This is a genomic window from Tsukamurella pulmonis (assembly GCF_900103175.1).
GTDB classification, from domain to species: Bacteria; Actinomycetota; Actinomycetes; order Mycobacteriales; family Mycobacteriaceae; genus Tsukamurella; species Tsukamurella pulmonis.
Genome location: NZ_FNLF01000002.1, coordinates 1,213,876 through 1,235,286 on the forward strand (window position 1 = coordinate 1,213,876; position 21,411 = coordinate 1,235,286).

The 21,411-nt window shown below is 70.7% G+C and carries 26 protein-coding genes and 1 tRNA gene; 11 read left to right on the forward strand and 16 right to left on the reverse strand.

Annotation, left to right across the window (positions count from 1 at the left end):
• Window positions 1–82: 82 nt before the first annotated feature.
• Window positions 83–727: a LysE family translocator gene (locus BLQ62_RS06125; RefSeq protein WP_197467308.1), complete on the forward strand. Its 645-nt coding sequence runs from the start codon at window positions 83–85 to the stop codon at window positions 725–727.
• 79 nt (window positions 728–806) lie between these two features.
• On the opposite strand, the gene BLQ62_RS06130 is transcribed toward BLQ62_RS06125, so the two are convergent.
• On the reverse strand, window positions 807–1,250 hold the full coding sequence (locus BLQ62_RS06130; RefSeq protein WP_068532935.1) for a PaaI family thioesterase: 444 nt from the start codon (window positions 1,248–1,250) through the stop codon (window positions 807–809).
• Between the two features lie 51 nt (window positions 1,251–1,301).
• On the opposite strand from BLQ62_RS06130, the gene BLQ62_RS06135 reads away from it, so the two are divergent.
• Window positions 1,302–1,913 carry a TetR/AcrR family transcriptional regulator gene (locus tag BLQ62_RS06135; protein ID WP_068566694.1) on the forward strand — a complete coding sequence of 204 codons (612 nt, stop codon included), beginning with the start codon at window positions 1,302–1,304 and terminating at the stop codon, window positions 1,911–1,913.
• 140 nt (window positions 1,914–2,053) lie between these two features.
• Window positions 2,054–2,380, forward strand: coding sequence for a hypothetical protein (locus BLQ62_RS06140; protein ID WP_068566693.1), 327 nt, complete (start codon window positions 2,054–2,056; stop codon window positions 2,378–2,380).
• 12 nt (window positions 2,381–2,392) lie between these two features.
• Here BLQ62_RS06140 and BLQ62_RS06145 read toward each other — a convergent pair whose 3' ends face one another.
• The 4 genes from BLQ62_RS06145 to BLQ62_RS06160 form a co-directional block, all read right to left on the reverse strand.
• Window positions 2,393–3,247 (reverse strand): 3-hydroxyacyl-CoA dehydrogenase, encoded by an 855-nt coding sequence (locus tag BLQ62_RS06145; RefSeq protein WP_068532925.1) that lies wholly within the window; start codon window positions 3,245–3,247, stop codon window positions 2,393–2,395.
• A gap of 93 nt (window positions 3,248–3,340) precedes the next feature.
• Window positions 3,341–4,945: a peptide chain release factor 3 gene (locus tag BLQ62_RS06150; protein WP_068532923.1), complete on the reverse strand. Its 1,605-nt coding sequence runs from the start codon at window positions 4,943–4,945 to the stop codon at window positions 3,341–3,343.
• A 187-nt stretch (window positions 4,946–5,132) separates the two neighbouring features.
• On the reverse strand, window positions 5,133–5,711 hold the full coding sequence (gene pth / locus BLQ62_RS06155; RefSeq protein WP_068532920.1) for an aminoacyl-tRNA hydrolase: 579 nt from the start codon (window positions 5,709–5,711) through the stop codon (window positions 5,133–5,135).
• 4 nt (window positions 5,712–5,715) lie between these two features.
• Window positions 5,716–6,315, reverse strand: a complete 600-nt coding sequence (locus BLQ62_RS06160) for a 50S ribosomal protein L25/general stress protein Ctc (protein ID WP_068532917.1) — start codon at window positions 6,313–6,315, stop codon at window positions 5,716–5,718.
• 240 nt (window positions 6,316–6,555) lie between these two features.
• On the opposite strand from BLQ62_RS06160, the gene BLQ62_RS06165 reads away from it, so the two are divergent.
• From BLQ62_RS06165 to BLQ62_RS06175, 3 genes are read left to right on the forward strand one after another with little or no spacing between them, the layout of a single operon-like run.
• Window positions 6,556–7,002 (forward strand): limonene-1,2-epoxide hydrolase family protein, encoded by a 447-nt coding sequence (locus tag BLQ62_RS06165; RefSeq protein ID WP_160126330.1) that lies wholly within the window; start codon window positions 6,556–6,558, stop codon window positions 7,000–7,002.
• Between the two features lie 37 nt (window positions 7,003–7,039).
• A complete protein-coding gene (locus tag BLQ62_RS06170; RefSeq protein WP_068566691.1) occupies window positions 7,040–7,858 on the forward strand; it encodes an LLM class F420-dependent oxidoreductase in 819 nt (272 codons plus the stop codon).
• A 12-nt stretch (window positions 7,859–7,870) separates the two neighbouring features.
• A complete protein-coding gene (locus BLQ62_RS06175) occupies window positions 7,871–8,716 on the forward strand; it encodes a dienelactone hydrolase family protein (protein ID WP_068532907.1) in 846 nt (281 codons plus the stop codon).
• Between the two features lie 79 nt (window positions 8,717–8,795).
• Here the strand turns inward: BLQ62_RS06175 and BLQ62_RS23750 are convergent, their stop codons facing one another.
• Genes BLQ62_RS23750 through BLQ62_RS06190 form a run of 4 tightly spaced genes read right to left on the reverse strand, consistent with a single transcriptional unit; the run spans window position 8,796 to window position 13,360 of the window.
• Window positions 8,796–8,957 carry a hypothetical protein gene (locus tag BLQ62_RS23750; protein ID WP_156483194.1) on the reverse strand — a complete coding sequence of 54 codons (162 nt, stop codon included), beginning with the start codon at window positions 8,955–8,957 and terminating at the stop codon, window positions 8,796–8,798.
• Window positions 8,957–11,491, reverse strand: a complete 2,535-nt coding sequence (locus tag BLQ62_RS06180; protein ID WP_068566689.1) for an ATP-dependent Clp protease ATP-binding subunit — start codon at window positions 11,489–11,491, stop codon at window positions 8,957–8,959. The genes BLQ62_RS23750 and BLQ62_RS06180 overlap by 1 nt, the downstream gene beginning before the upstream one ends.
• 46 nt (window positions 11,492–11,537) lie before the next feature.
• On the reverse strand, window positions 11,538–12,335 hold the full coding sequence (locus tag BLQ62_RS06185; RefSeq protein WP_068566687.1) for a family 1 encapsulin nanocompartment shell protein: 798 nt from the start codon (window positions 12,333–12,335) through the stop codon (window positions 11,538–11,540).
• On the reverse strand, window positions 12,332–13,360 hold the full coding sequence (locus BLQ62_RS06190; protein ID WP_414929920.1) for a Dyp-type peroxidase: 1,029 nt from the start codon (window positions 13,358–13,360) through the stop codon (window positions 12,332–12,334). Before BLQ62_RS06190 ends, BLQ62_RS06185 begins: the two co-directional genes overlap by 4 nt.
• 155 nt (window positions 13,361–13,515) lie before the next feature.
• On the opposite strand from BLQ62_RS06190, the gene BLQ62_RS06195 reads away from it, so the two are divergent.
• Window positions 13,516–13,707: a hypothetical protein gene (locus BLQ62_RS06195; RefSeq protein WP_133298783.1), complete on the forward strand. Its 192-nt coding sequence runs from the start codon at window positions 13,516–13,518 to the stop codon at window positions 13,705–13,707.
• A 6-nt stretch (window positions 13,708–13,713) separates the two neighbouring features.
• Entirely contained in the window at window positions 13,714–14,760 is a 1,047-nt protein-coding gene (locus BLQ62_RS06200) for an FUSC family protein (protein ID WP_231857646.1), read from the forward strand.
• A gap of 27 nt (window positions 14,761–14,787) precedes the next feature.
• Here the strand turns inward: BLQ62_RS06200 and BLQ62_RS06205 are convergent, their stop codons facing one another.
• From BLQ62_RS06205 to glmU, 6 genes are all read right to left on the reverse strand, one after another.
• Window positions 14,788–15,966, reverse strand: a complete 1,179-nt coding sequence (locus BLQ62_RS06205) for an NAD-dependent formate dehydrogenase (RefSeq protein ID WP_068567363.1) — start codon at window positions 15,964–15,966, stop codon at window positions 14,788–14,790.
• 134 nt (window positions 15,967–16,100) lie between these two features.
• Window positions 16,101–16,994, reverse strand: coding sequence for a LysR family transcriptional regulator (locus BLQ62_RS06210; RefSeq protein WP_068566685.1), 894 nt, complete (start codon window positions 16,992–16,994; stop codon window positions 16,101–16,103).
• 9 nt (window positions 16,995–17,003) lie between these two features.
• Window positions 17,004–17,345: an arsenate reductase (glutaredoxin) gene (arsC, locus tag BLQ62_RS06215; RefSeq protein ID WP_068532887.1), complete on the reverse strand. Its 342-nt coding sequence runs from the start codon at window positions 17,343–17,345 to the stop codon at window positions 17,004–17,006.
• 10 nt (window positions 17,346–17,355) lie between these two features.
• Entirely contained in the window at window positions 17,356–17,658 is a 303-nt protein-coding gene (locus BLQ62_RS06220) for a DUF1905 domain-containing protein (RefSeq protein WP_068566683.1), read from the reverse strand.
• A gap of 3 nt (window positions 17,659–17,661) precedes the next feature.
• Entirely contained in the window at window positions 17,662–18,639 is a 978-nt protein-coding gene (locus tag BLQ62_RS06225; RefSeq protein WP_068532881.1) for a ribose-phosphate diphosphokinase, read from the reverse strand.
• Window positions 18,636–20,087 (reverse strand): bifunctional UDP-N-acetylglucosamine diphosphorylase/glucosamine-1-phosphate N-acetyltransferase GlmU, encoded by a 1,452-nt coding sequence (gene glmU, locus BLQ62_RS06230; RefSeq protein ID WP_068566680.1) that lies wholly within the window; start codon window positions 20,085–20,087, stop codon window positions 18,636–18,638. The genes BLQ62_RS06225 and glmU overlap by 4 nt, the downstream gene beginning before the upstream one ends.
• 131 nt (window positions 20,088–20,218) lie before the next feature.
• On the opposite strand from glmU, the gene BLQ62_RS06235 reads away from it, so the two are divergent.
• Window positions 20,219–20,290, forward strand: a tRNA-Gln gene (locus BLQ62_RS06235).
• 4 nt (window positions 20,291–20,294) lie between these two features.
• Here the strand turns inward: BLQ62_RS06235 and BLQ62_RS06240 are convergent.
• The gene (locus tag BLQ62_RS06240) at window positions 20,295–20,741 is read right to left on the reverse strand and encodes a pyrimidine dimer DNA glycosylase/endonuclease V (protein ID WP_068566677.1); all 447 of its coding nucleotides are present in this window, start codon (window positions 20,739–20,741) and stop codon (window positions 20,295–20,297) included.
• 221 nt (window positions 20,742–20,962) lie between these two features.
• On the opposite strand from BLQ62_RS06240, the gene BLQ62_RS23755 reads away from it, so the two are divergent.
• Entirely contained in the window at window positions 20,963–21,139 is a 177-nt protein-coding gene (locus BLQ62_RS23755) for a hypothetical protein (protein WP_156483193.1), read from the forward strand.
• A 58-nt stretch (window positions 21,140–21,197) separates the two neighbouring features.
• Window positions 21,198–21,407 carry a CsbD family protein gene (locus BLQ62_RS06245; RefSeq protein WP_068532868.1) on the forward strand — a complete coding sequence of 70 codons (210 nt, stop codon included), beginning with the start codon at window positions 21,198–21,200 and terminating at the stop codon, window positions 21,405–21,407.
• The last annotated feature ends 4 nt before the right edge of the window (window positions 21,408–21,411 follow it).

A 21,411-nucleotide genomic window follows, 5' to 3' on the forward strand; every position in this document is an offset into this window, starting at 1 on the left:
GCGCCCGCCGGCTGAGGGCAGGCCAGTCACACTCGACTGGCCCTGTACCCCGCGGGTCCGCTCGCGCAGGATCGTTCCCATGATCGTTTCGTGGGCCGCGGTGGCGGGAATGACGGTGACGGCGTTGGCGATGGTGCTCACGCCCGGGCCGAACATGATCTATCTCGTCTCGCGCAGCATCAGCCAGGGGCGCGCGGCGGGCCTGATCTCGTTGGCGGGCACCGGGGTGGGCTTCCTCGCGTACCTGACGCTGGCCAATGTCGGGCTCGCCGTGGTGTTCGTCGCGGTGCCCTGGCTGTTCATGGGCTTCAAGGCCGCCGGCGCCCTGTATCTGGGGTACCTCGCGTGGCAGGCATTGCGCCCCGGCGGGCGCGGCCTGTTCGAGACCACCGACCTGCCCCGTGACTCCGGCTGGAAGCTGTTCCGGATGGGGCTGCTGACCAATCTGCTCAATCCCAAGGCGGCGATCATGTACCTCGCGCTGATCCCGCAGTTCACCGATCCCGCGCGCGGCCACGCCACCGCGCAGGGCTTCCTGCTCGGAGGGGTGCAGATCACGGTCTCGATGCTGGTCAACGCCGCGATCGTGATCGCCGCCGGTGCGGTGGCGGCCCTCATCGCGCGCCGCCCGTCCTGGGCGGCCTGGCAGCGGCGGATCACCGGCACGCTGCTCGGCGCCGTCGCCCTCCTGCTCGCCCGCGAGGTGCCGCAGCGGGCCCGTATCTGAGCGCCGTCCGAAACCGGGCGGAAATCGGCTCAGGATGCGCCATGGGGATCCTGATCGAATATCCACCCGGTTTCGGACATCATCCCACCTGGTAGGTGCCGGTTGCGCTGGCGACGAGTGCGTCCGCCGTCTGCGAGTACATCTCGCACCGCACGTGACTGGTCCTGCGGCCGGTGGACAGCCGGTGGGCGCGCACGCGCAGGCCGTCCTCGATCAGCGGCGCGATGAAGTTCAGGGACAACGACGCGGTCACGCCGCGCAGCTTGTCCGGCACCGGGCGGCCCGCCCATGCCGCGACCATCACGCCGATGTCCGCGGCCGCGGCGATGAGGCCGCCGTGCATCATCGTGCCGACCGTGGTGAGGTCGGGGCGGTAGGGCACGAGAAGTGTTGCGGCGCCGTCGCCGATCTCCTCCAGCTGCACGCCGAGGAGCGCGACGAACGGGGACGCCGGAACGAACTGCTGCATGATCGCGGAGCCGTCGGCGGCGCCGGCGTCGAGGTGTTCGGGGGTGATGGTCACGGCGCTTCTCCTAGTCTGACTATGAAAACGTAGTTCGACTAGGATAGTGCCATGGAATCGCTCCTGACGGAACCCTCCGACAAGCGCCGGCGCCGCACGCGTGCCGCTCTGCTGGATGCCGCGCGAGAGTTGTACGCCCGCCCGCAGGGCTATCGCGGTACCTCGGTCGACGAGCTGGCCGAGCGCGCCGGTATCGCCCTGACCAGCATCTACTCCAACTTCCCCGGCGGGAAGGCGGATCTCTACGCGGTGCTGGCCTGTCGGATCGGCAGTGAGCACGTCGCCGCGATGATCGCCGCGGTCGAGGGGGCCGAGGGGGAGGAGGCCGCACGTCGCGCGTTCGACGAGTACCTCGACTTCCATCGCCGCGAGCCTCTGGCGTTCCGGCTGCTCGGCCTGACGGATGTGTACGGCGAGGAGTCCGCGACGGTGCGCGACGCCCGTGCGGAGGTGCGCGGCTATCTCGCGCAGGCGCTGGACGCGGTGATCGCGGCGGTGGGCGAGCCGGTCGCGGTCGCGCGGAGCGAGGTGATCCAGTGCTGGGCGGGTATCAACGGTCTGCTCGCGCTCGCCGCGCGCGGTCTCATCGATGCCGCCGAGGCGGACCGCCTGATCGACGAGATGAGGGCCCGCTGTGCGACGAATCTCTCAGCCTCGAGGTGAGTTCCGCGCGCGGAGCACGGCCGTGTGAAGAGTCCGCGAAGGATCGCCACCGGTTCCGTGAACTTCACCCGAGTGTGTCGTGTTCATGAAAGAGCCTTGCGGCCAGTTGGTTTCGGGTATCTCGTCGGTACCGTCGAGGTATGGAACTGAAGCGAAATCCGATCATCGCCACTCTCGCACGCCGATTCGCCGTCACGCTGCTGCTCACCGGAACCGGCGCGGCGGTGTTCGCGGCGGGACCCGCCTCCGCGCAGCCCAGCGACCACGTCGTGCGACCCGCCGTGGTGCAGCCCGGCGGGGCCGCGGGCGGTAACCACGGGAACGTGCCGCCCGCCGCCGGGCTGTGGCCGGGCAACATGAACCCCGATGCGCGCACCAGTAGTGACACCGGCCCGGCGTCCGCGGCGCCGTCCGACCCGGCGGATCACCCGCGTGAGGCGCCGGGCGTCGACAGCCCCCGGTTCTGACCGCGTCGCCGGTCAGTCGTAGTCGTAGAAGCCCTTGCCGGCGGCGATCCCGGTACGGCCCTGGTCGAGGTAGTTCTCCTTGATCCAGGCGGCGAAGTCGCGGTCGCGCTCGTCGCCGGCCGACATGATGTTGTACGGCGTGTTCAGGCCGACGATGTCGAGGATCTGGAACGGCCCCATCGCGGAACCGGTACCGATCCGCCACACCTTGTCGACGTCCTGCGGCGAGGCGTAACCGTCGGCCGCCAGTTCGACGCCGGCGTTGAGGAACGGGATCAGCAGGGAGTTCAGGACGTACCCCGCCTTCTCCTTGTGGATCGGGATCGCGACCATGCCGATCTCGCCCGCGAACTCGACGACGGTGTCGAAGACCGCCTGCGCCGTGGCGGGTGTTCCCATCACCTCGGCGGTGTTCGAGGACCAGATCCGGTTCGCGAAGTGCAGGGCCAGGAAGCGGTCCGGGCGCCCGGTCGCGTCCGCGATCGCGCTCGGCAGCAGCGACGACGAGTTGGTCGCGAAGATCGTCGTTTCCGGCGCCAGGGAGTTCAGGCGTGCGAAGGTCTCGCGCTTGAGCTCCAGGACCTCGGGGACGGCCTCGATGATCAGGTCCGCCTCCTGTGCCGCGACGGCGAGGTCGGAGGTCAGGGTGAGACGGTCGCGCGCGGCCTCCGCCGCGCCGTCCGCCGCCCCGTCGACCTCGGCGACGTACGTCTCGACGAGGGAGTCGAAGGTGGCGCGGGCGCGCTCGAGGGCGGCGTCGTCGATGTCGTAGGCGGTCACCTCGAAGCCGCTGTAGGCGCTCTGGAAGGCGATCTGCGCGCCCAGCACGCCGGTGCCCAGCACGGTGACCCTGCGGATGTCGGTCATGAATGGATCCTCACTCTCGAAGGTGCGATGTGATCCATCCTCGTCCCGTCCGGGGCGCCCCGCACTGAGTTGTAGAACACAACTCAGAAGGGATCAATCCGCGGCGGCGACGAGCGGCTCGAGGGTGAGCGACGGGTGCTCCTTCTCGATGTACTGCAGCCGCCACTTGTCCGAGAACAGGGCCAGCAGCGCACCGTCGTTGCGCTCGAAGACCTCGACGCCGCGCTGCCGGTTCAGCTCGTCCGCACTCGCGGAATCGGTGCGGCGGGCCACGGAGTAGCCCAGGTGCTCGACCTGCACGTCGACGTTGAACTCCGTCTTCATCCGGGCCACCACGACCTCGAACTGCATCGGGCCGACGGCGGCCATGACGGGGGAGGCGTCGCCGCGGACGTCGTTGCGCAACAACTGCACCACGCCCTCGGTGCCCAGCTGTTCGATGCCCTTGCGGAACTGCTTGTACTTGCCCGCCGAATCGGCGCGCACCACCGCGAAGTGCTCCGGTGCGAACGAGGGGATCGGCGGGAACTGCACCTTCGCGCCGTCGTAGAGGGTGTCGCCGGGGGCGAGGGCGTTGGCGTTGACCAGGCCCACCACGTCGCCGGGGTAGGCGGTCTCGACGGTCTCGCGATCGCGGCCGACGACGGTCATCGCGTACTTCGTGGCGAAGGGCTTGCCGGTCTGCGCGTGCTGCACGACCATGCCGCGCTCGAACTCGCCCGAGACGATCCGCATGAACGCCAGGCGATCCCGGTGCGCGGCGTCCATGCCGGCCTGCACCTTGAAGACCACGGCGCTGAACGGGTCGGTGACCTCGCGCTCGACGCCCTCGGTGCTCTCCCGCGCGTGCGGTGCGGGCGCCAGCTCGACCAGGGCCTCCAGCAGTTGCCGCACACCGAAATTCAGGATCGCCGAGGTGAAGATCACCGGCGAGGTCTGGCCGTCCAGGAACAGCTCCTGGTCGTGCTGCTGCCCCATCTCGGTCATCAGTTCGGTCTCCTCGACCGCTTCGGCCCACACGTCGCCTTCGCGCTCGAGTGCCACATCGGTCGAAAGGTGTTCCTCCGGAGCGATCTTCGCGCCGCCGGCCGTGCGGGTGAAATGCACGTACTCGTCGCGACGCACGTCGCGCAGGCCGCGGAAGTCGCCCGCGATGCCGACCGGCCAGAACAGCGGTGTGGGGACCAGGCCGATGCGCTCGGAGATCTCGTCGAGCAGCTCGAGCGGGGTGCGGCCCGGACGGTCCCACTTGTTGATCACGGTGATCACCGGGATCCCGCGGTGGCGGCACACCTGGAAGAGCTTGAGCGTCTGCGGCTCCAGGCCCTTCGCCGCGTCGATGAGCATGACCGCCGCGTCGACGGCCGTCAGCACGCGGTAGGTGTCCTCGGAGAAGTCGGCGTGGCCGGGGGTGTCGACCAGGTTGATCACCGCCGGTTCCTCATCCGGAGAAGCGTCGGACGGCGTGTAGTTGAACTGCAGAGCGGTGGAGCTGACCGAGATGCCGCGCGCCTTCTCCATCTCCATCCAGTCGGAGACCGTCGACTTGCGGCCGGCCTTGCCGTGGATCGCGCCGGCCTCGTTGATCACCCGGGCGTGCAGAGCCAACGCCTCCGTCATCGTCGATTTACCCGCATCGGGGTGGCTGATGATGGCGAAGGTGCGGCGGCGGGAGACCTCGTCGGCAATGGAACTCACGAGGAGTCAGTCTACCCGTCCGTGCAGGTAGATCACGTCGCGGTCGGGTGGGGCGCGAAAGCGCGGGAACCAGGTGTCCCGGCGGGGCGACGGGGGTGTTCGGCCGGTCGTCCGTCCCGTGCAGGTACCGGCTCGGCGGGGCACGCGAAGAGGAACGAGTCCTCGCGCGCGACCCGCCGGAAGCCGATCACCAGGCGTGCACGGTGTTCTGCGCGGGCTCGAGCCCGTCGCGGATCAGCAGCTCGACGGCGTCCGCGGCGTTGGCGACCAACAGCGGAACCTCGGGCTTCTCCGCCTTGGCGAAGGACTTGAGCACGTAGTCCGCGGGATCCTGCCGGCCCGGGGGCCGGCCGATCCCGGCGCGCACGCGCAGGTAGTCCTTGGTGCCGAGGTGCTGGGTGAGCGAGCGCAGGCCGTTGTGCCCGCCCTCGCCGCCGCCGCGCTTGAGCCGGACCAGACCGAAGTCGATGTCCAGCTCGTCGTGCACGGCGATCACGTCGGTGGGTTCCACCGAGTAGAACCGGGCGAGCGCCGCGACGGGCTGCCCGGACAGGTTCATGAAGGACTGCGGCTTCGCCAGGTACACCTGGTGGCCGACGAGCCGCGCGCCCGCGACCTCCGCCCCCGACTTCTTGTGCCGGGAGAAGGAGGTGCGGGCGCGCGATGCGAGCTCGTCGACCACGTCGAAGCCGATGTTGTGCCGGGTTCCGGCGTACTTCTCGCCGGGGTTGCCCAGCCCCACGACGATGAGTGGCCGGTCGGTCATCTCGTTACTCGGCAGCCTCGGCGGCGGCCTCGTCCTCGTCCTCGGACGGGGTGTCGGCGGCGGCGATCTCGGTGATGTTGATGACCAGCGCCTCGGCGTCGGTGATCACGGTGGCGCCCGCGGGCACCTCGAGCTGACCCGCGGTGATCTGGGTGCCGGCCTCGAGGTTGTGCACGTTGAAGACGATGTTCTCGGGGATGTTCAGCGCGTCGGCCTCGACCTCGACCTCGTTGAGGTCCTGCGCGACCTGGGTGCCGCCGGCGGGCTCGCCCTCGATCACGACGGGCACGGACACGACGACCTTCTCGCCCTTCTTGATGACGAGGAGGTCGGTGTGCTCGATGTAGTTGCGCAGCGGGTGCACGACGACCTGCTTGGTCAGCGCGAGCTGCTGCTTGCCGTCGACCTCGAGGTTCAGCACGGCGTTGGTGCCGTCCTTACGCAGGATGGCGGCGAAGTCGCGGGCGACGACGGTGAAGTGCTGCGGCTCGGTGCCGTGGCCGTAGAGGACGACGGGCACGAGGCCGTCGCGGCGGGCGCGGCGCGCGGCGCCCTTGCCGAACTCGGTGCGGACGGTGGCGACGAGCTTGTTGGTCTCGGACATGAGACTCCTTCAGGTGCGGTGTAGCGGCCCCGGCGTTGCCGAGGCGGTCCGCACTGCGCCACGCGGAACCCGCGGGAGGAAGTGCCGTTCGCGTCGATCACGGCGGCCGGACGGCCGCCCTCGCCGAGAAGGTCGCCGGTGAGTCTACCGAATCGCCCGCTCAACCGTGAAATCGAAGCTTCGCCCACGCGTCATGTCCAGTTCGCGCGGCGGCCACGCCACATGGGCACCATCGATCACGTGAACAACGCCCCGTTGTGGTCGCCGCAGGACGTCGCGGAGCGCTTCGTCGACGCCGTGGGCAGCGGTGACTACGAGATCGCCGAGCAACTGCTGGCGAAGGACGTGGTCTACCGGCGCACCGGCGGCCGCCCGCTGCGTGGTCGCGCGGCGATCGCGCGCCACTTCCGCTGGCACGCGCGCACCCGCGTGGCGATGCAGGCGGTCCTGATCTCGTCGGAGCAGTGCAGCTGCGACGCCGCCCTCACCGAGCGCGTGACCGCGCTGGTCTACGGGCCGCTGCGGATCCAGTTCCAGGTCCGCGGCAGGTTCGAGGTCGACGGTGGCCGCATCGTCGCCTGGCGCGACGATGCCGACGTGCGCGCGGTCGCCCGCGCCGGCGCCCGCGCGCTGGCCGGGGTCTTCTACGCCCCCGCGCGGCCCACCCTTCCGCGCGCGGTGATCTGAAGGGAAGCATCGCGCGGCGGCCCGTGTTGCACCGGACATGACGACTCTGGGCAGGTTGGGGATCTGGCGCGGCGCCACGCAGGTCGACGGTGCCTTCGCGGCACGGGCCGAGGAACAGGGCTACGGCACGCTGTGGCTCGGCGGCTCGCCGGGCGGTGATCTCGCGGTGGTCGACCCGCTGCTGGCGGCGACGGAGAACCTCGTCGTGGCGACGGGCATCCTCAACATCTGGCAGGACGACGCCCGCTCCGCGGCCGCCGCCTTCCACCGCATCGAGAAGCTGTTCCCGGGCCGGTTCGTGCTCGGCATCGGCGCCGGGCACCGCGAGGCCACGGCCGACTACCGCACGCCGTACCAGGCACTCGTCGACTACCTCGACGTGCTCGCCGCCGAGGGCGTGCCGAAGGAGCAGACCGTGCTCGCGGCCCTCGGTCCCAAGGTGTTGCGCCTGGCCGCCGACCGCACCGCCGGTGCGCACCCGTACCTGACCTCGCCCGAGCACACGCGCAGGGCACGCGAGATCCTCGGCGACGGGGTGCTCCTCGCGCCCGAGCAGAAGGTGGTGCTGGACGAGGACGAGGCCCGCGGCCGCGAGGTCGGGCGCAGGACCGTCGACTTCTACCTGCGGCTCCGCAATTACGTCGCGAACCTGCGGCGCCTCGGCTTCGACGACGCAGACCTCGAGCGGCCCGGCAGCGACCGTCTCATCGACGTGCTCGCGGTGCACGGCGACGGCGACGCGATCACGGCCGGCGTGCGCGCCCACCTCGACGCCGGCGCCGATCACGTGGCGGTCCAGGCGCTCGGGGACGACCCGTGGCCGGCGCTGGAGGCGATCGCGCAGCGGTTGCGCTGACCGTCGGGCACGATGGGTGCCGTGAACGCCACAGCCGATGCAGCAGCCAACCTCGCCGACTTCACCAAGGAGTCCTTCGCCGCGGACGGGGTGACGCACGACGTCTACCGCAAGGGCTCCGGTCCCGCAGTGATCGTGATCGCCGAGATCCCCGGCATCACCCCGAAGGTGCTGGACTTCGCCCGCAAGGTGGTCGACGCGGGCTTCACCGCGGTCCTGCCGCACCTGTTCGGCACGCCCGGCCTCGACGCAGGCAACCCCAAGGCGATCGGGGTCGCCGAGTCCGCGAAGGCGATGGCCAAGCTCGCCGCCACGCTCTGCGTGAGCCGCGAGTTCACCATCCTCGCCACGGGCAAGTCCTCCCCGGTGGTCACCTGGCTGCGCGCCCTCGCGCGGCAGGAGCACGAGCGCTGCGGCGGCAAGGGCGTCGGCGCGGTGGGCATGTGCTTCACGGGCGGCTTCGCGCTCGGCATGGCCGTCGACGACGTGATGCTCGCGCCGGTGCTCAGCCAGCCGTCGTTGCCCTTCCGCCCCATCCCGGGCACCGGCCGCACCATCGACATCTCCCCGCAGGACCTGGACACCGTGAAGGTGCGCTGCGCGAAGCAGGGCCTCAAGGTGATGGGCCTGCGGTTCACGGGCGACCGCATGGTGCCCGGCGAGCGCTTCGACTTCCTCCGCGAGCAGCTCGGCGACGGCTTCATCGCCGTCGAGCTCGACGACGCCGACGCCAACCCGGACGCGCTGACCCCGCCGCACTCCGTGCTCACCGAGCACCTCATCGACGAGCCCGGCCAGCCCACCCGCAAGGCGCTCGACGACGTCCTGCAGCTCTTCCGCGACACTCTGCCGGCGTAACGAGCACCCGTCGCCGGGGCGCCGGCGCCGGCCTACCCCGGGGCCGGGCACCCCGGCGTGGGCGCATCGGCGTCGGGGCCTAGGAGATGCCCTCCTCCTCGGCGATCTCGTCATCGCCGTCGTCGTCGAAGTCCGCGCCGACGGCCTCGCGCGCGTCGAGCTGCGCCTGCCGCGCTTCGGCGGCGGCCTCCGCGGGCGTCTCGGCCAGGCCCGAGAGGTCCGTCTCGTCCTTCTCGCTCATCACTTCTCCTCCGTCGCGTGCTGGGTGTCGATCGTGGGCAACGAGCCCTCGGAGACCGAACCGTCGGCGTGCCGCTCGACGACCGAGAGCACCAGCCCGTCGTCGCCGGCGTCCACGCGGACCGTGTCGCCCTCCCGGACGTCGCCGCGCAGCAGCATCATCGACAGCTGGTTGTCGAGCTCCTTCTGCACCGTGCGACGCAGCGGGCGGGCACCGAACTGCGGCTGGAAGCCCTCGTCGGCCAGCCAGTCCTCGGCCTTCGTCGTCACGTCCAGCTCCACGTCCTGGGCGCGCAGCAACCGCCGGGTGCCGTCCAGGATCAGCTCGACGATGGTGCGCAGCTGCGCCTTGTCCAGCCGGTGGAAGATCACCGTGTCGTCGATGCGGTTGAGGAACTCCGGCCGGAAGTGCGCCCGCAGCAGGTCCTTGACCTGCGGGATCACCGATTCCCAATCGTCCGCCGGCGCGTCGAGGATCAGGTCGGCACCGATGTTGCTGGTGAGGATCACGATCGTGTTCTTGAAGTCGACGGTGCGCCCCTGCGCGTCGGTCACGCGCCCGTCGTCGAGCAGCTGCAGCAGCACGTTGAAGACGTCCGGGTGGGCCTTCTCCACCTCGTCGAACAGGATCACCGAGTACGGCTGCCGGCGCACCTTGTCCGTGAGCTGACCCGCCTCCTCGTAGCCGACGTAGCCGGGAGGAGCGCCCACGAGCCGCGAGACGGTGTGCTTCTCCTGGAACTCACTCATGTCGAAGCGGATCAGGCGGTCCTCGTCACCGAAGACGGTGGCGGCCAGCGCCTTCGCCAGTTCCGTCTTGCCGACGCCGGTCGGGCCGAGGAACAGGAACGAGCCGATGGGGCGGCTCGGATCCTTGAGCCCGGCCCGTGCGCGGCGCACGGCCTCGGCCACGGCGAGCACGGCCTCGTCCTGGCCGACGACGCGGGCGTGCAGGTCGTCCTCGAGGTGCAGCAGCTTCTCCCGCTCCTCGGACGTCAGGTCCGCCACGGGGATGCCGGTGCGCCGCGAGACGACCTCCGCGATGTCGGTGACGGTGACCTCGGGCTCGCCGTCGCCGCCGCCGGCGTCCGCAAGGCGGTCCTCGGCCTCGGCGATCTTCGCCTTGAGCTCGGTGGCGGCCTCGTAGTTCTCGCGCTCGACGGCGCTGTCCTTCTCCCGGTGCAGCGCGGCGATCTCGTCCTCGATCGAGCGGGTGTCCGGATCGGAGGTCTTGGTGCGCAGGCGGACCCGCGCGCCGGCCTGGTCGACGAGGTCGATCGCCTTGTCCGGCATGAAGCGGTCCGTGATGTAGCGATCGGACAGCTCCGCCGCCGCGATGAGCGCATCGTCGTCGTAGCGCACCTGATGGTGCTCCTCGTAGACGTCGATGAGGCCGCGCAGGATCTCGATCGTGTCCTCCACCGACGGCTCGCTCACGAGCACGGGCTGGAACCGGCGCTCGAGCGCCGCGTCCTTCTCGATGTACTTGCGGTACTCGTCGATGGTGGTGGCGCCGATCGCGTGCAGCTCGCCGCGGGCCAGCGCGGGCTTGAGCATGTTGCCTGCGTCCATCGAGCCCTCACCGCCGCCGCCGGCGCCGATGATGGTGTGCAGCTCGTCGATGAAGACGACCAGCTCGTCCGAGTTCTCCCGCACCTCGTCGAGCACCTTGGTCAGGCGCTCCTCGAACTCGCCGCGGTACTTGCTGCCCGCCACCATCGCGCTCACGTCGAGCGCGATCACGCGGCGGCCGGCCAGGGTCTTCGGGACGTCGTCGTTGACGATCCGCTGCGCGAGCCCCTCGACGATGGCGGTCTTGCCGACGCCCGGATCGCCGATGAGCACCGGATTGTTCTTGCGGCGGCGGGAGAGGATCTCGATGGTCTGCTCGATCTCCTCCGCGCGGCCGACCACCGGGTCGACCTTGCCGGCGCGGGCCTCCGCGGTGAGGTCGCGGCCGTACTCGTCCAGCGTCGGCGTCGTGCTCTCCTGCTGGGCGGCCTGCCCCGTCGCGCCCGGCATCGGGGTCCGGCCCTGCTTGCCGCCGGCGGACGGGGCGGACATCCCGCCGCCCGAGAGTGCCTGCGCCGCCACGGTGTCCGGGTTGTCGGCGATACCGATGAGGATGTGCTCCGGGCCCACGTACGACTGCCCGTTCTGCGCGGCGTGCTGCTGCGCCACCCGCAGAGCGCGCCGCGAGGCGGGGCTCAGCGACGGTGCGCCGTCGACCGCGTCGGGGTTCGCGCTCGCCTGCGCGGCGGCCTTCATCGACGCGGCGACCCGGTCCGGATCGAGTTTGAGCCGCACCAGCACGTCGCGCGTGGGCTCGGTCATCGCCGCCGCGTAGAGCAGGTGCTCCGGGGTGATCTCAGGGTTGTCCCAGTCGGCTGCGGCGACCTGGGCCTCGGCCAGCAGCGTTTTCGCCTGGTCGTTGAGGAGGCGGTTGAGATCCACCCGCGCCGTCGCGGGCCTCCCCGCCGAGGTGCCGAAGAATCGCTGGAAGATGTCGTCGAAGACGCCGTCGAGCTCACTCATGGGGATGCCTTTCTCCGGTTCTCGGTGGGGTCCCGGGCCGTCGGCCCTAGGAGGTCAAGGGCACCGACGCCTCCGCGGTGTACGCCAGGAAGGTGAAGGTCTCCTGCAGGTAGAGCTCCACTGTCGTCGCGCCGTGGCTGAGGTAGCCGATCTCCACGTCGGTACCGAGCCGCAGCTCGTAGTCGCCGCCGCGGGTGGTGAGCACGAAGCCGCCGTCGATGGCGGGCGCCCAGATGATCTCGCCGTCCACCAGGCGCCGCAGCTGCTCGCGGATCGGGTAGCCGTGGTCGGTGGTCTCGCTGATCGAGGTGTAGACGTCGGCGGAGAGCAGCACCGAGTACGGCCCGTCGACGCCCGCGAGCCGCAGGTCCTCGAGCGCGCTCGCGACGGCGTCGGGCACGTCGATCGGATCGCTCGGCAGCGCGATGGCCTTGTTCGACGAGGACGCGCGCAGGCCGGCGATCGACGCGGCGGCGTAGCCCTCGAAGACCGCGCGGTCCTCGGCGTAGGCGAGCTGCTTGGCCGCGGCCTTCACCGGATCCCAGTCCGCGTCCTGCGCACCGCGTTCGACCGAGTCGACGGCCTCGCGGGAGACGGTGAACGGCACCCGCAGGCGCACCAGCGGGCGGCTCTCGCGCAGCTGCGCCTGCACGCCCTCGGCGGGCCCGTCGACGGGGAGCAGTCGTCCGGTGCCCACGGCGGCGGCCTCGGGTCCGTCCGGTCCGGTCACGTCCACGACGCGGCGGCCGGCGATGTTGCGCTTGAAGGTGCGGGAGGCCTCGGTCTCGATCTCGGCCCACGCCTCGGGGGTGACGGGCGCGAGGTGACGGTGCAGGTTGTTCATGTCGTACCTTCCTTCAGGCCGCCGATGCCGAGCGAGCCGTCGGCGGCGGGGGTGGGCGTTGCGGTCGGTTCCACCGTCGGCGGGGCGTCGCCGGCGGGGAGATCGGGCGGCGCGTCGAGCCAGTCGCCCGACGGGGTGAAGAACAGACAGCCGGTGTGCGCGGTGGAGAAATCGAGGATCCGGTCGGTGTTGCCCTCCGGATCGCCGAGGAACATGTTGCGCAGCATCTGTTCGGTGACGCCGGGATCGCGCGAGTAGCCGATGAAGTACGTGCCGAACTCGCCCTTCCCGAGCTCGCCGAAGGGCATGTTCTGCCGGACGATCTGCAGCTGCTCGCCGTTCTCGTCCTCGATCACGTTGAGCGCGATGTGCGAGTCCGCGGGCTTGACGTCGTCGTCCATCTCGATGTCCTCGAGCTTGGTGCGCCCGATCACGCGCTCCTGCTCCTCGACCGAGAGCGCGCGCCAGGCCGCCATGTCGTGCAGGTACTTCTGCACGTGCACGTAACTGCCGCCGGCGAAGTCGGGGTCCTCGTCACCGATCTCGGTGGCCGACACGGCCGCCGGGCCGTCGGGGTTCTCGGTGCCGTCGACGAATCCGAGGAGGTCCCGGTTGTCGAAGAAGCGGAAGCCGTGGACCTCGTCGACCACCGTCACCGCGTCCCCGAGCGCATCGAGGATCCGCCACGTCAGCTCGAAGCACATGTCGAGGGTGCTCGCCTTGACGTGCAGGAGCACGTCTCCCGGCGTCGACGGTGCGCTGTGCCGCGGACCGTCGAGCGGGACGAACGGATGCAGATCTCGCGGACGCGGCCCGGAGAAGAGCCGGTCCCAGGCGTCGGAGCCGAACGAGGTGGTCAGCGAGAGGTACTTGTCCGGATAGCGGAATCCGACGGACCGGGTCAGGCCCGAGAAGTTGTCCAGCGCGTCGTGGACCCGGGACTGACCGCCCTCCTCGAGGGTGAGCACCACGAACATCGCGGCGGGGGTCAACGGCGAGATCACAACTTGATTCGGGACCACGATTGTCACCCTAGCCCAGCGACGGAGGGTGCGACGGGCGAGTGGGATCGGTGCTCGGACAGGCACGCAACGGCCCCCGTGCGATGATGGTCCGTGCGCTCGCGCGCCGCCCGATCCGGTGCCGGCGGCGGCGCGAACGGGACCGGAGGGAGACGAAGATGACCTGGATCATTGTGGCGGTACTGGCGGTGGCAGCACTCGCGGGCGTCGCCGCCGCGTGCGTGATCACGGCTCCGCGGCGACCCGCCTCGGACGCCACTTACACGATGAACGCGCTCCTGGCCGCCGGCGCGGTCAGCGGTGCCGCGGTGTGCGCGATCCTCGCGATGGTGTTCGCCGCCTACGCGTAACCCCGCGTGGCGCGTGCTGCGGGATCGCGGATCCCCGAGCGCTATCGCCCTGATCTGCGGGACGGTGGGCACGCGCTCCGCGTCGCGGTGGCGCTCCTCGTCCCCAGCCTGGTGCTCATCGCGTGGGGCCGGCCCGAGCTGCTGATCTACGCGGAGTTCGGCGCGTTCGCCGGCATGTACGGCCGCGGCGAGAGCGGCCGGCCGCGGATCGTGCACCAGGTTCAGGCCGGTGGCCTGCTCCTCGCCGGCGAGGCCGTCGGCATCACGCTCGCGCATCAGCACGCCCCGCCGTGGGTGCTGGTCGCCGTCGGCGTCGTCTTCGCCACCGTCTGCTCCGTCCTGTCCGATGCGGTGCGGCTGCGGCCCGCCGGACCGTTCTTCTTCCTGTTCGCGATGGGTGCCACCGCGACGCTGCCCGTCGGCCTCGCCGCGCCCGGGCAGGCGCTCGCGATCTGCGCGGCCACCGTGGTCTTCGCCATCGTGGTCGGCACGATCGGCCGGCCCGACCCGTTCCGCGGCCGCCCCTGGTGGGACGGCATCGCGATGGTCGTGCGCCGGCCCGCGCCGGGGGTGGGTATCCATGCGCTGCGGTACGCCCTCGCCGTCGGGATCGCCGGCGGTGCGGGCGTGCTGTTGGGCTTCGACCACGCGAACTGGGCGATGGCGGCCGCCGCCGTCCCCCTCGCCGTGATCGACGCGGGCCGGCCCTCCGATGCGGAGACCGGCCTGGTGCTCACGCGGGCGACGCACCGCACCCTCGGAACGTTCGTCGGCCTGGCCGTGGCCGCGGCGCTGTTGGCGCTCGACCCCGGACCCACCGCGCTCGCGCTCGTGGCGATCGCGCTGCTGTTCCCGACGGAGCTCTACATGGCGCGGCACTACGCCATCGCCATCGGCTTCTTCACTCCGCTCATCATGCTGATGACCGAGCTCGCCGCCCCGACCGATCCCGTGCGGATGCTGCTCTACCGCGGCGTCGACACGGTGATCGGCGTGGTCGTGGGCGTGGCCGTCGCACTGCTCGTGCGCAGTCCCGCCGAGCGACGCGGCTGAGCGCCGCGCCGCGTCGTGCGGACCGGGTCAGGCCTGCGCGCCCGGGCTGGCGGAACCGTCGGCGGTGTACGAGCTCGCGCCCACGCCGGCCAGCGCGCCGCCGTCGACGATGAGGTACTCGTCGCGGATCGGTGATCCCGCGAAGAAGTCCTCGAGGATCTCGCGGGTGCCTGCGGCGTAGCGGGCCTGCGCCGAGAGCGTGGTGCCCGAGACGTGCGGGGTCATCGCGTGGTGCGGCATGGTGCGCCACGGGTGGTCCACGGCCGGCGGCTGCGGGAACCAGACGTCGCCGGCGTAGCCCGCGAGCCGGCCGGACTCGAGCGCGGCGACGACGTCGTCGCGGACCACGATCTCGGCGCGCGCCGTGTTGACGATGTAGCTGCCGCGGCGCATCGTCGCGAGCAGGTCGGCGTCGAACATGTGGTACGTCTTCGGATGCAGCGGGGCGTGGATGTCCACCACGTCCACCGACCGCACGAGCGACTCGACCGAGTCGTGGTAGGTCAGGTTCAGCTCCTGCTCGAGCTCCAGCGGCAGGCGACGGGTGTCGAAGTAGTGCAGCCGCACGCCGAACGGGGCGAGGCGGCGCATCACGGCCTGCCCGATGCGGCCCGCGGCGATGATGCCCACGTCCATGCCCTCGAGGTCGTACGCGCGCTCCACGCAGTCGGCGATGTTCCAGCCGCCCTCGACGACCCACTTGTACGACGGCACGAAGTTCCGTACCAGCGTGAGGATCTGCATCACCGCGTGCTCGGCGACGCTGATCGAGTTGCTGTAGGTGACCTCGGCGACGGTGATCCCCGCCTTGATCGCGGCGTCCAGATCGACGTGGTCCGAACCGATCCCGGCGGTGAGCGCCAGCTTGAGGTTGGGCGCCTTGGCGATCCGCTCCGCGGACAGGTACGCCGGCCAGAACGGCTGGGAGATCACCACTTCCGCCTCGGCGAGGTGCCGCTCGAACTCCTCGCCGTCCTTCTCGGAGGTGACGATCAGCTCGTGCCCCGCGGCCTCCAGATACTTCCGCAGGCCCAGCTCGCCGGAGACACACCCGAGCAGCTCGCCGGGCGTGAAGTCGATGTCCGCAGGGGAGGGGATCGTCTGGCCGCCGGGGTAGGCCTCGATCAGCGGGATGGAGTCGCGGGCGTACTCGGGCGGGTAGCCGGTCACCGGGTCGGGGTACAGGACACACAGGATCTTCGCCATGATCACTCCTTGAATGGGCGAGGGGGAGAATGGATTTCGTCCCTCTGCATCCACTTTCGCGCGGTGCGGCGTGGGCGTCCAATACCGGTCTCCGCTCGCCCGATAGGCGCCGCCGATCAGTGCAGGCGGGAGGCTCAGCCGGCCGGCTGAGCGCTGTCCGCCAGCGCCCGCGCGAGGACCGACTCCGGCTCTCCGGCGGTGCGCACCAGCGCCACCGGCGTGGCCAGGGGGTGCTCGTCGGAGCCCGCCAGCTCGACGGTCCGCGTCCCCGACGGTGCGCGGTAGGTCGCGATCCAGGCCCGCGGCACGATCGAGGCCCACCGCCCGGCGCCCACCATCGCCAACAGCGTGGCGACGGAGTCCGCCTCCAGGCGCGGGGACAGGCGTACCCCGTGCGCCCGGGCGGCACCGTCGACGAGGTCGCGCCCGTGCATGCCCTCGTGCAGCAGGCACATCGGCAGCTGCGCGGCGTCCGCCCAGGACAGGGGAGCGTCACCTTCCGGGAGGAGGTCCTCGCGGGCGATGAGCGCGAGCCGGTCGGTGTAGAGGGACGTCACGGCCAGCCCGTGGACGTCGATGCCGTCGGTGTAGACGATGCCGGCGTCCAGCTCGAACCGGCGGATCCGCTCGACCACGTCGGCCGAGCGCAGCCCCGCCCACAGACGGACCCGGACCAGCGGGTGCGCGGCGCAGAACGGGTCGGTGAGGAGCGCCGCGGAGGTGGCGGCCGCGGGGATCACGCCGAGGCGCAGCTCCCCGGTGAGGCCCGTGCGCAGGGCCGTGACCTCGTGCTCCAGGGCGTCGCGATCGGCGAGGATGCGGCGCGCCCAGGGCACGAGCCGTTCGCCCTCGGGGGTCAGGCCCTCGAAGGCGGAGCCGCGCAGCACGAGCGGAACGTCGAGCTCGTGCTCGAGCTTGCGGATCGCCTCGGACAACGCCGGCTGCGAGACGTAGCAGGCGCTCGCCGCGCGTGCGAAGTGCCGCTCGCGCGCGAGGGCGACGAAGTACTCGAGCTGCCGGAAGAGCATCGCCCTCCGCTACAGGATCTCGTCGACGGCCTCGGTGGGGCGGGCCATGCGGGTGCCCTTGGCCGTCACCACGAAGGGCCGCTCGATGAGCCTGGGGTGCGCCACCATCGCGTCGAGGAGCGCGTCGTCGGTCGCGTCGGCGAGGCCGAGCTCCTTGTACTCCGCCTCCCGGGTGCGGACGGCCTGCCGGACGGTGAGCCCGGCATCGTCGATGAGCTTCGCCAGCTCGGCCTTCGACGGGACCTGGTCGAGGTACTTGACCACCGTCACCGTCGCGCCGGCCTCCTCCAGCCGGGCGAGCGCCTGGCGGGACTTGCTGCACTTGGGGTTGTGGTAGATCGTCGCGTCCATACCGGCCAATCTAACCCGTGACGGCCAGGTGGACGTCGACGGTGTCGCCGACGTCGACGCCCTCGGCCGTGCGGACGGCCTTCTTCAGTGGGAGCACGTAGGTGCCGCGCTTCGAGTCGGGGAAGATCGACGTGGCCCACGTGGTCAGGCCGATGGTCGCGGAGACGCGAACGCTCCCGAACCCGGGGCGGGAGTCGTCGACGGTGTCGGCGATCTCGTCGGCCAGGTGGTTCGGGAGCGAGACGAAGCGGCACCCGGCGAAGACCTCCGAGAGCCAGATCTCGGCCCGGAAGTCGCCGCGGACGCCCGCCACGCGTTACGCGTTGCCGTTGAACAGGCTGGTCACGGAGCCGTTCTCGAAGACCTCGTGGATGGTCCGCGCGAGCAGCGGGGCGATCGAGAGCTCGGTGAGCGTGTCGAAGCGCTTCTCCGGCGGGATCGGCAGCGTGTTGGTCGTGATGACCTCGCGCGCGCCGCAGCCGGCGAGCCGCTGCGTGGCCGGGTCGGAGAAGACGCCGTGCGTGGTCGCGATGATCACGTCCTTGGCGCCGGCCTCCATCAGCACGCCCACGGCGCCGGCGATGGTGCCGCCGGTGTCGATCATGTCGTCCATCAGCACGCAGGTGCGGCCCGCGACGTCGCCGACGACGCGGTTGCTCTTGACCTGGTTGGGGACGTTGGGGTCGCGGGTCTTGTGCACGAAGGCCAGGGGCGCACCGTCGAGCGCGTCGGCCCACTTCTCGCCCACCTTGACGCGGCCGGCGTCGGGGGAGACGACCACCATGTTGTCGGTGCCGTAGTGCTCGCGCACGTACTCGGCCAGGATCGGCTGCGCGTGCATGTGGTCGACGGGGCCGTCGAAGAAGCCCTGGATCTGGTCGGTGTGCAGGTCGACCGTGATGATCCGGTCGGCGCCCGCGGTCTTGAGCAGGTCCGCGACGAGACGGGCCGAGATGGGCTCGCGGCCGCGGTGCTTCTTGTCCTGACGCGCGTAGGGGTAGAACGGCAGGACCGCGGTGATCCGCTTGGCGCTGCCGCGCTTGAGCGCGTCGATCATGATCAGCGTCTCCATGATCCACTGATTGACCGGGTAGGGCGCGCTCTGCAGGACGAAGGCGTCGCTGCCGCGCACCGACTCCTCGAAGCGGACGAAGATCTCGCCGTTGGCGAAGTCGCGCGCCGTCTGCGGGGTGACCGGGACTCCGAGCTCGTCGGCGACCTGCTGCGCCAGCTCGGGGTGGGCACGCCCCGAGAACAGCATCAGGTTCTTCTGGTTATCGATCCAGTTGTTCACTGCTCGTCAATCCTCGCGATAGCCTTCTGGGCCGCGGTCGCCGAGCTCGTGCCCGGGCGCTTGCGCAGTACCCACTCGTCGATGTTTCGCTGATCCGCGGCGGACACCGCCAGGGCTCCCGGGGGCACGTCGCGCTTGATCACGGTACCCGCACCCGTGTAGGCGCCGTCGCCGACCTCCACCGGTGCGATGAGCATCGAGTCGGATCCGACCCGCACGTGGTCGCCGATCACCGTTCGATGCTTGTTCACCCCGTCGTAATTCACCGTCACCGTGGCGCAGCCGATGTTGCTGCCCTCGCCGATGGTCGCGTCGCCGATGTAGCTCAGGTGCGGGATCTTGCTGCCCGCTCCGATCTGCGCGTTCTTCGTCTCGGCGAAGGCGCCGATCTTGCCCTTCGGCCCGAGGTCGGTGTTCGGGCGCAGGTAGCTGAACGGCCCGACGGTCGCCCTCTCGCGGATCACCGACAGGTGCACCTCGCTGCGCAGCACGGTGGCGCCGGTGCCGACCTCGGTGTCGATCAGGGTGGTGTCCGGCCCGATCACCGCGTCCTCGGCGATGACGGTGGCGCCCCGCAGGTGGGTGCCCGGATGGATCACCACGTCGGGGGCGATGTCGACGTCCACGTCGATGTACGTGCTCGCCGGGTCGAGGATGGTGACGCCGTTCAGCTGGTGGCGCTCGATGATGCGCCGGTTCAGCTCGCGGCCCAGGTGCGAGAGCTGGAGCCGGTCGTTGCAGCCGGCGACCAGCATGTCGTCATCGACGTGGTCGCCGCGGACCAGCTGACCCGCGGCGCGGGCGATCCCGATCACGTCGGTGAGGTACAGCTCGCCCTGCGAGTTGTCGGGGCGCAGCTGCGCGAGCGCGGCCACGAGGCGGGCGTGGTCGAAGGCGTAGACCCCGGAGTTGATCTCGGTGATCGCGAGCTGCTCCGGCGTCGCGTCCTTCTGCTCGACGATCTGCGTGACCTGGCCGTCCTGGGTGCGCAGGACGCGGCCGTAGCCCGTCGGGTCGGCGACGGCGGTGGTGAGCACGGTGACCGCGGCGCCCTCGTCGGCGGTGTGAGTGGCCAGCAGTTCGGTGAGCGTCGTGGCGTCGAGCAGGGGGACGTCGGCGGCCGTCACCACGACGGTGCCGCTGAAGTCGGCGGGCAGGGCCCGCAGGCCGGCCTGGACCGCGTCGCCGGTGCCGCGCTGCTCCTCCTGCACCGCGACCAGGATCTCGTGCTCCAGCTCGCCCGCGGTGGCGAGCGCGGCCTCGGCGACGCGCTCGCGGTCGTGTCCGACGACCACCACGAGGTGCTCCGGCTTCGTGCCCGCGGCGGCGTGCAGCGCGTGGGCCAGCAGGGTGCGCCCCGCGATCGCGTGCAGCACCTTCGGGACCTTCGACCGCATCCGCGTTCCCGCGCCCGCGGCGAGGATCACCACCGCTGTACCGTTCGCCATCGCTGCTCCTGAGGTGTCGTGCCGAGTCATTCGTTCGCGTCGAGCGTCGGCGCAATCCTACGAGAGCAGTCGGCTGCGGCGGTCCGTGGCACAATGCTGGGCGACGGTTCCGAGCGTGCGCCCGGACCCGATCTCCCGTGGTGTAATCGGCAACACTTCTGATTTTGGTTCAGACATTTCAGGTTCGAGTCCTGGCGGGAGAGCAGTTCAGCGCGGTGGCGCCTGCGCCCGCTCCCACGACGCGACGGGGCCCGGCACCCTCTGGAAGCTCGGGTGCGGGTCCGGCGTGACGACCTCGCGCCATCGCTCGGCGACCTCCGGATTGCGCGCCGCCAGTTTGGCGGCCAGGTGGGCCCATTCCAGGTCGAGTTGACCGTCGGTCACGTCGATCGGTGCGACGGTCGTGGCCGGCTCGTCGATCCGTGCGCGGTCGAACCTGTAGCCGCGGGCGTCGGCCTCGTCGGCGAGGGCGGCGAGGTACGAACCCGCCGCGGCGAGCGGCTCCGGCGTCGCGCGGAAGCGCTCGAGCTGCGGGTGCTGCGTGTAGCCCTTCGTCCTGCCGGCGAGCACCGCCTGGGCGAGCAGCGTCTCCCGCCAGCAGGCGACGAGCGCCTGCCGGTCCAAGTAGCGGGGGTGGACCGACCAGATGCGCATGGCTCCACGCTATCGGCGCTCCATCCGAGAGGGGCCGTCGATCGCCGTCGCCGCCCGTGCGGTGGAGATGGGATCAGCCGGGTTCGAACCGGTCTTCCCAGCTCACACGCTGATCGAGGAGCCGTGGCGAATCTTTTCTGACTCTCCTGTTGACAGGAATCAACTCAACCCATAGCGTGAAATCTGCTCGACACGGCATAGATTTTAGTAAGGGGCTGAAGATGATCGATCACCGCACGGCGGCGTCGACCCGACGACCGGTCGCAGCCGTCCAGGCGGACGCGCCCCTTGTTCTCCATCCCCGCGGTGGTGTCGTGATCGTGGGCCTGCTGCTGCTCATGCTGGGGCTGATGCTCACGCCCCTGCTCGTGGGCTGGGTGGGCCTGCCGATCGGCTGACGCGGCCGATCGTCGAGTACTCCGCAAGAACTTCCAGCACACAACGAAGGAGACCCACATGAGCTTCAGCGACGACGTGCAGAACAAGGCGCAGGACATCAAGGGCCGCGCCAAGGAGGCGGCGGGTTCCGCGTTCGACGACCCGCAGCTCAAGGACGAGGGGCGCGGCGAGCAGGCCGAGGCCTCGATCAAGGACAAGATCGCCGGTGCCGCGGACAAGGTCAAGGAGGGCGTCGACGAGGTGAAGGACAAGCTCTCCGGCAAGTGACGCC

Coding starts and splice junctions, on each gene's coding strand:
- BLQ62_RS06240 (WP_068566677.1), bottom strand. CDS start 20,741: ATGCGCATCTGGTCGGTCCACCCCCGCTACTTGGACCGGCAGGCGCTC.
- glmU (WP_068566680.1), bottom strand. CDS start 20,087: ATGGCGAACGGTACAGCGGTGGTGATCCTCGCCGCGGGCGCGGGAACG.
- arsC (WP_068532887.1), bottom strand. CDS start 17,345: ATGGACGCGACGATCTACCACAACCCCAAGTGCAGCAAGTCCCGCCAG.
- pth (WP_068532920.1), bottom strand. CDS start 5,711: ATGACCGACCGGCCACTCATCGTCGTGGGGCTGGGCAACCCCGGCGAG.
- BLQ62_RS06205 (WP_068567363.1), bottom strand. CDS start 15,966: ATGGCGAAGATCCTGTGTGTCCTGTACCCCGACCCGGTGACCGGCTAC.
- BLQ62_RS06210 (WP_068566685.1), bottom strand. CDS start 16,994: ATGCTCTTCCGGCAGCTCGAGTACTTCGTCGCCCTCGCGCGCGAGCGG.
- BLQ62_RS06140 (WP_068566693.1), top strand. CDS start 2,054: ATGGAACTGAAGCGAAATCCGATCATCGCCACTCTCGCACGCCGATTC.
- BLQ62_RS06185 (WP_068566687.1), bottom strand. CDS start 12,335: ATGAACAACCTGCACCGTCACCTCGCGCCCGTCACCCCCGAGGCGTGG.
- BLQ62_RS23750 (WP_156483194.1), bottom strand. CDS start 8,957: ATGAGCGAGAAGGACGAGACGGACCTCTCGGGCCTGGCCGAGACGCCC.
- BLQ62_RS06175 (WP_068532907.1), top strand. CDS start 7,871: ATGGGTGCCGTGAACGCCACAGCCGATGCAGCAGCCAACCTCGCCGAC.
- BLQ62_RS06195 (WP_133298783.1), top strand. CDS start 13,516: ATGACCTGGATCATTGTGGCGGTACTGGCGGTGGCAGCACTCGCGGGC.
- BLQ62_RS06145 (WP_068532925.1), bottom strand. CDS start 3,247: ATGACCGACATCCGCAGGGTCACCGTGCTGGGCACCGGCGTGCTGGGC.
- BLQ62_RS06160 (WP_068532917.1), bottom strand. CDS start 6,315: ATGTCCGAGACCAACAAGCTCGTCGCCACCGTCCGCACCGAGTTCGGC.
- BLQ62_RS06170 (WP_068566691.1), top strand. CDS start 7,040: ATGACGACTCTGGGCAGGTTGGGGATCTGGCGCGGCGCCACGCAGGTC.
- BLQ62_RS06180 (WP_068566689.1), bottom strand. CDS start 11,491: ATGAGTGAGCTCGACGGCGTCTTCGACGACATCTTCCAGCGATTCTTC.
- BLQ62_RS06245 (WP_068532868.1), top strand. CDS start 21,198: ATGAGCTTCAGCGACGACGTGCAGAACAAGGCGCAGGACATCAAGGGC.
- BLQ62_RS23755 (WP_156483193.1), top strand. CDS start 20,963: ATGATCGATCACCGCACGGCGGCGTCGACCCGACGACCGGTCGCAGCC.
- BLQ62_RS06135 (WP_068566694.1), top strand. CDS start 1,302: ATGGAATCGCTCCTGACGGAACCCTCCGACAAGCGCCGGCGCCGCACG.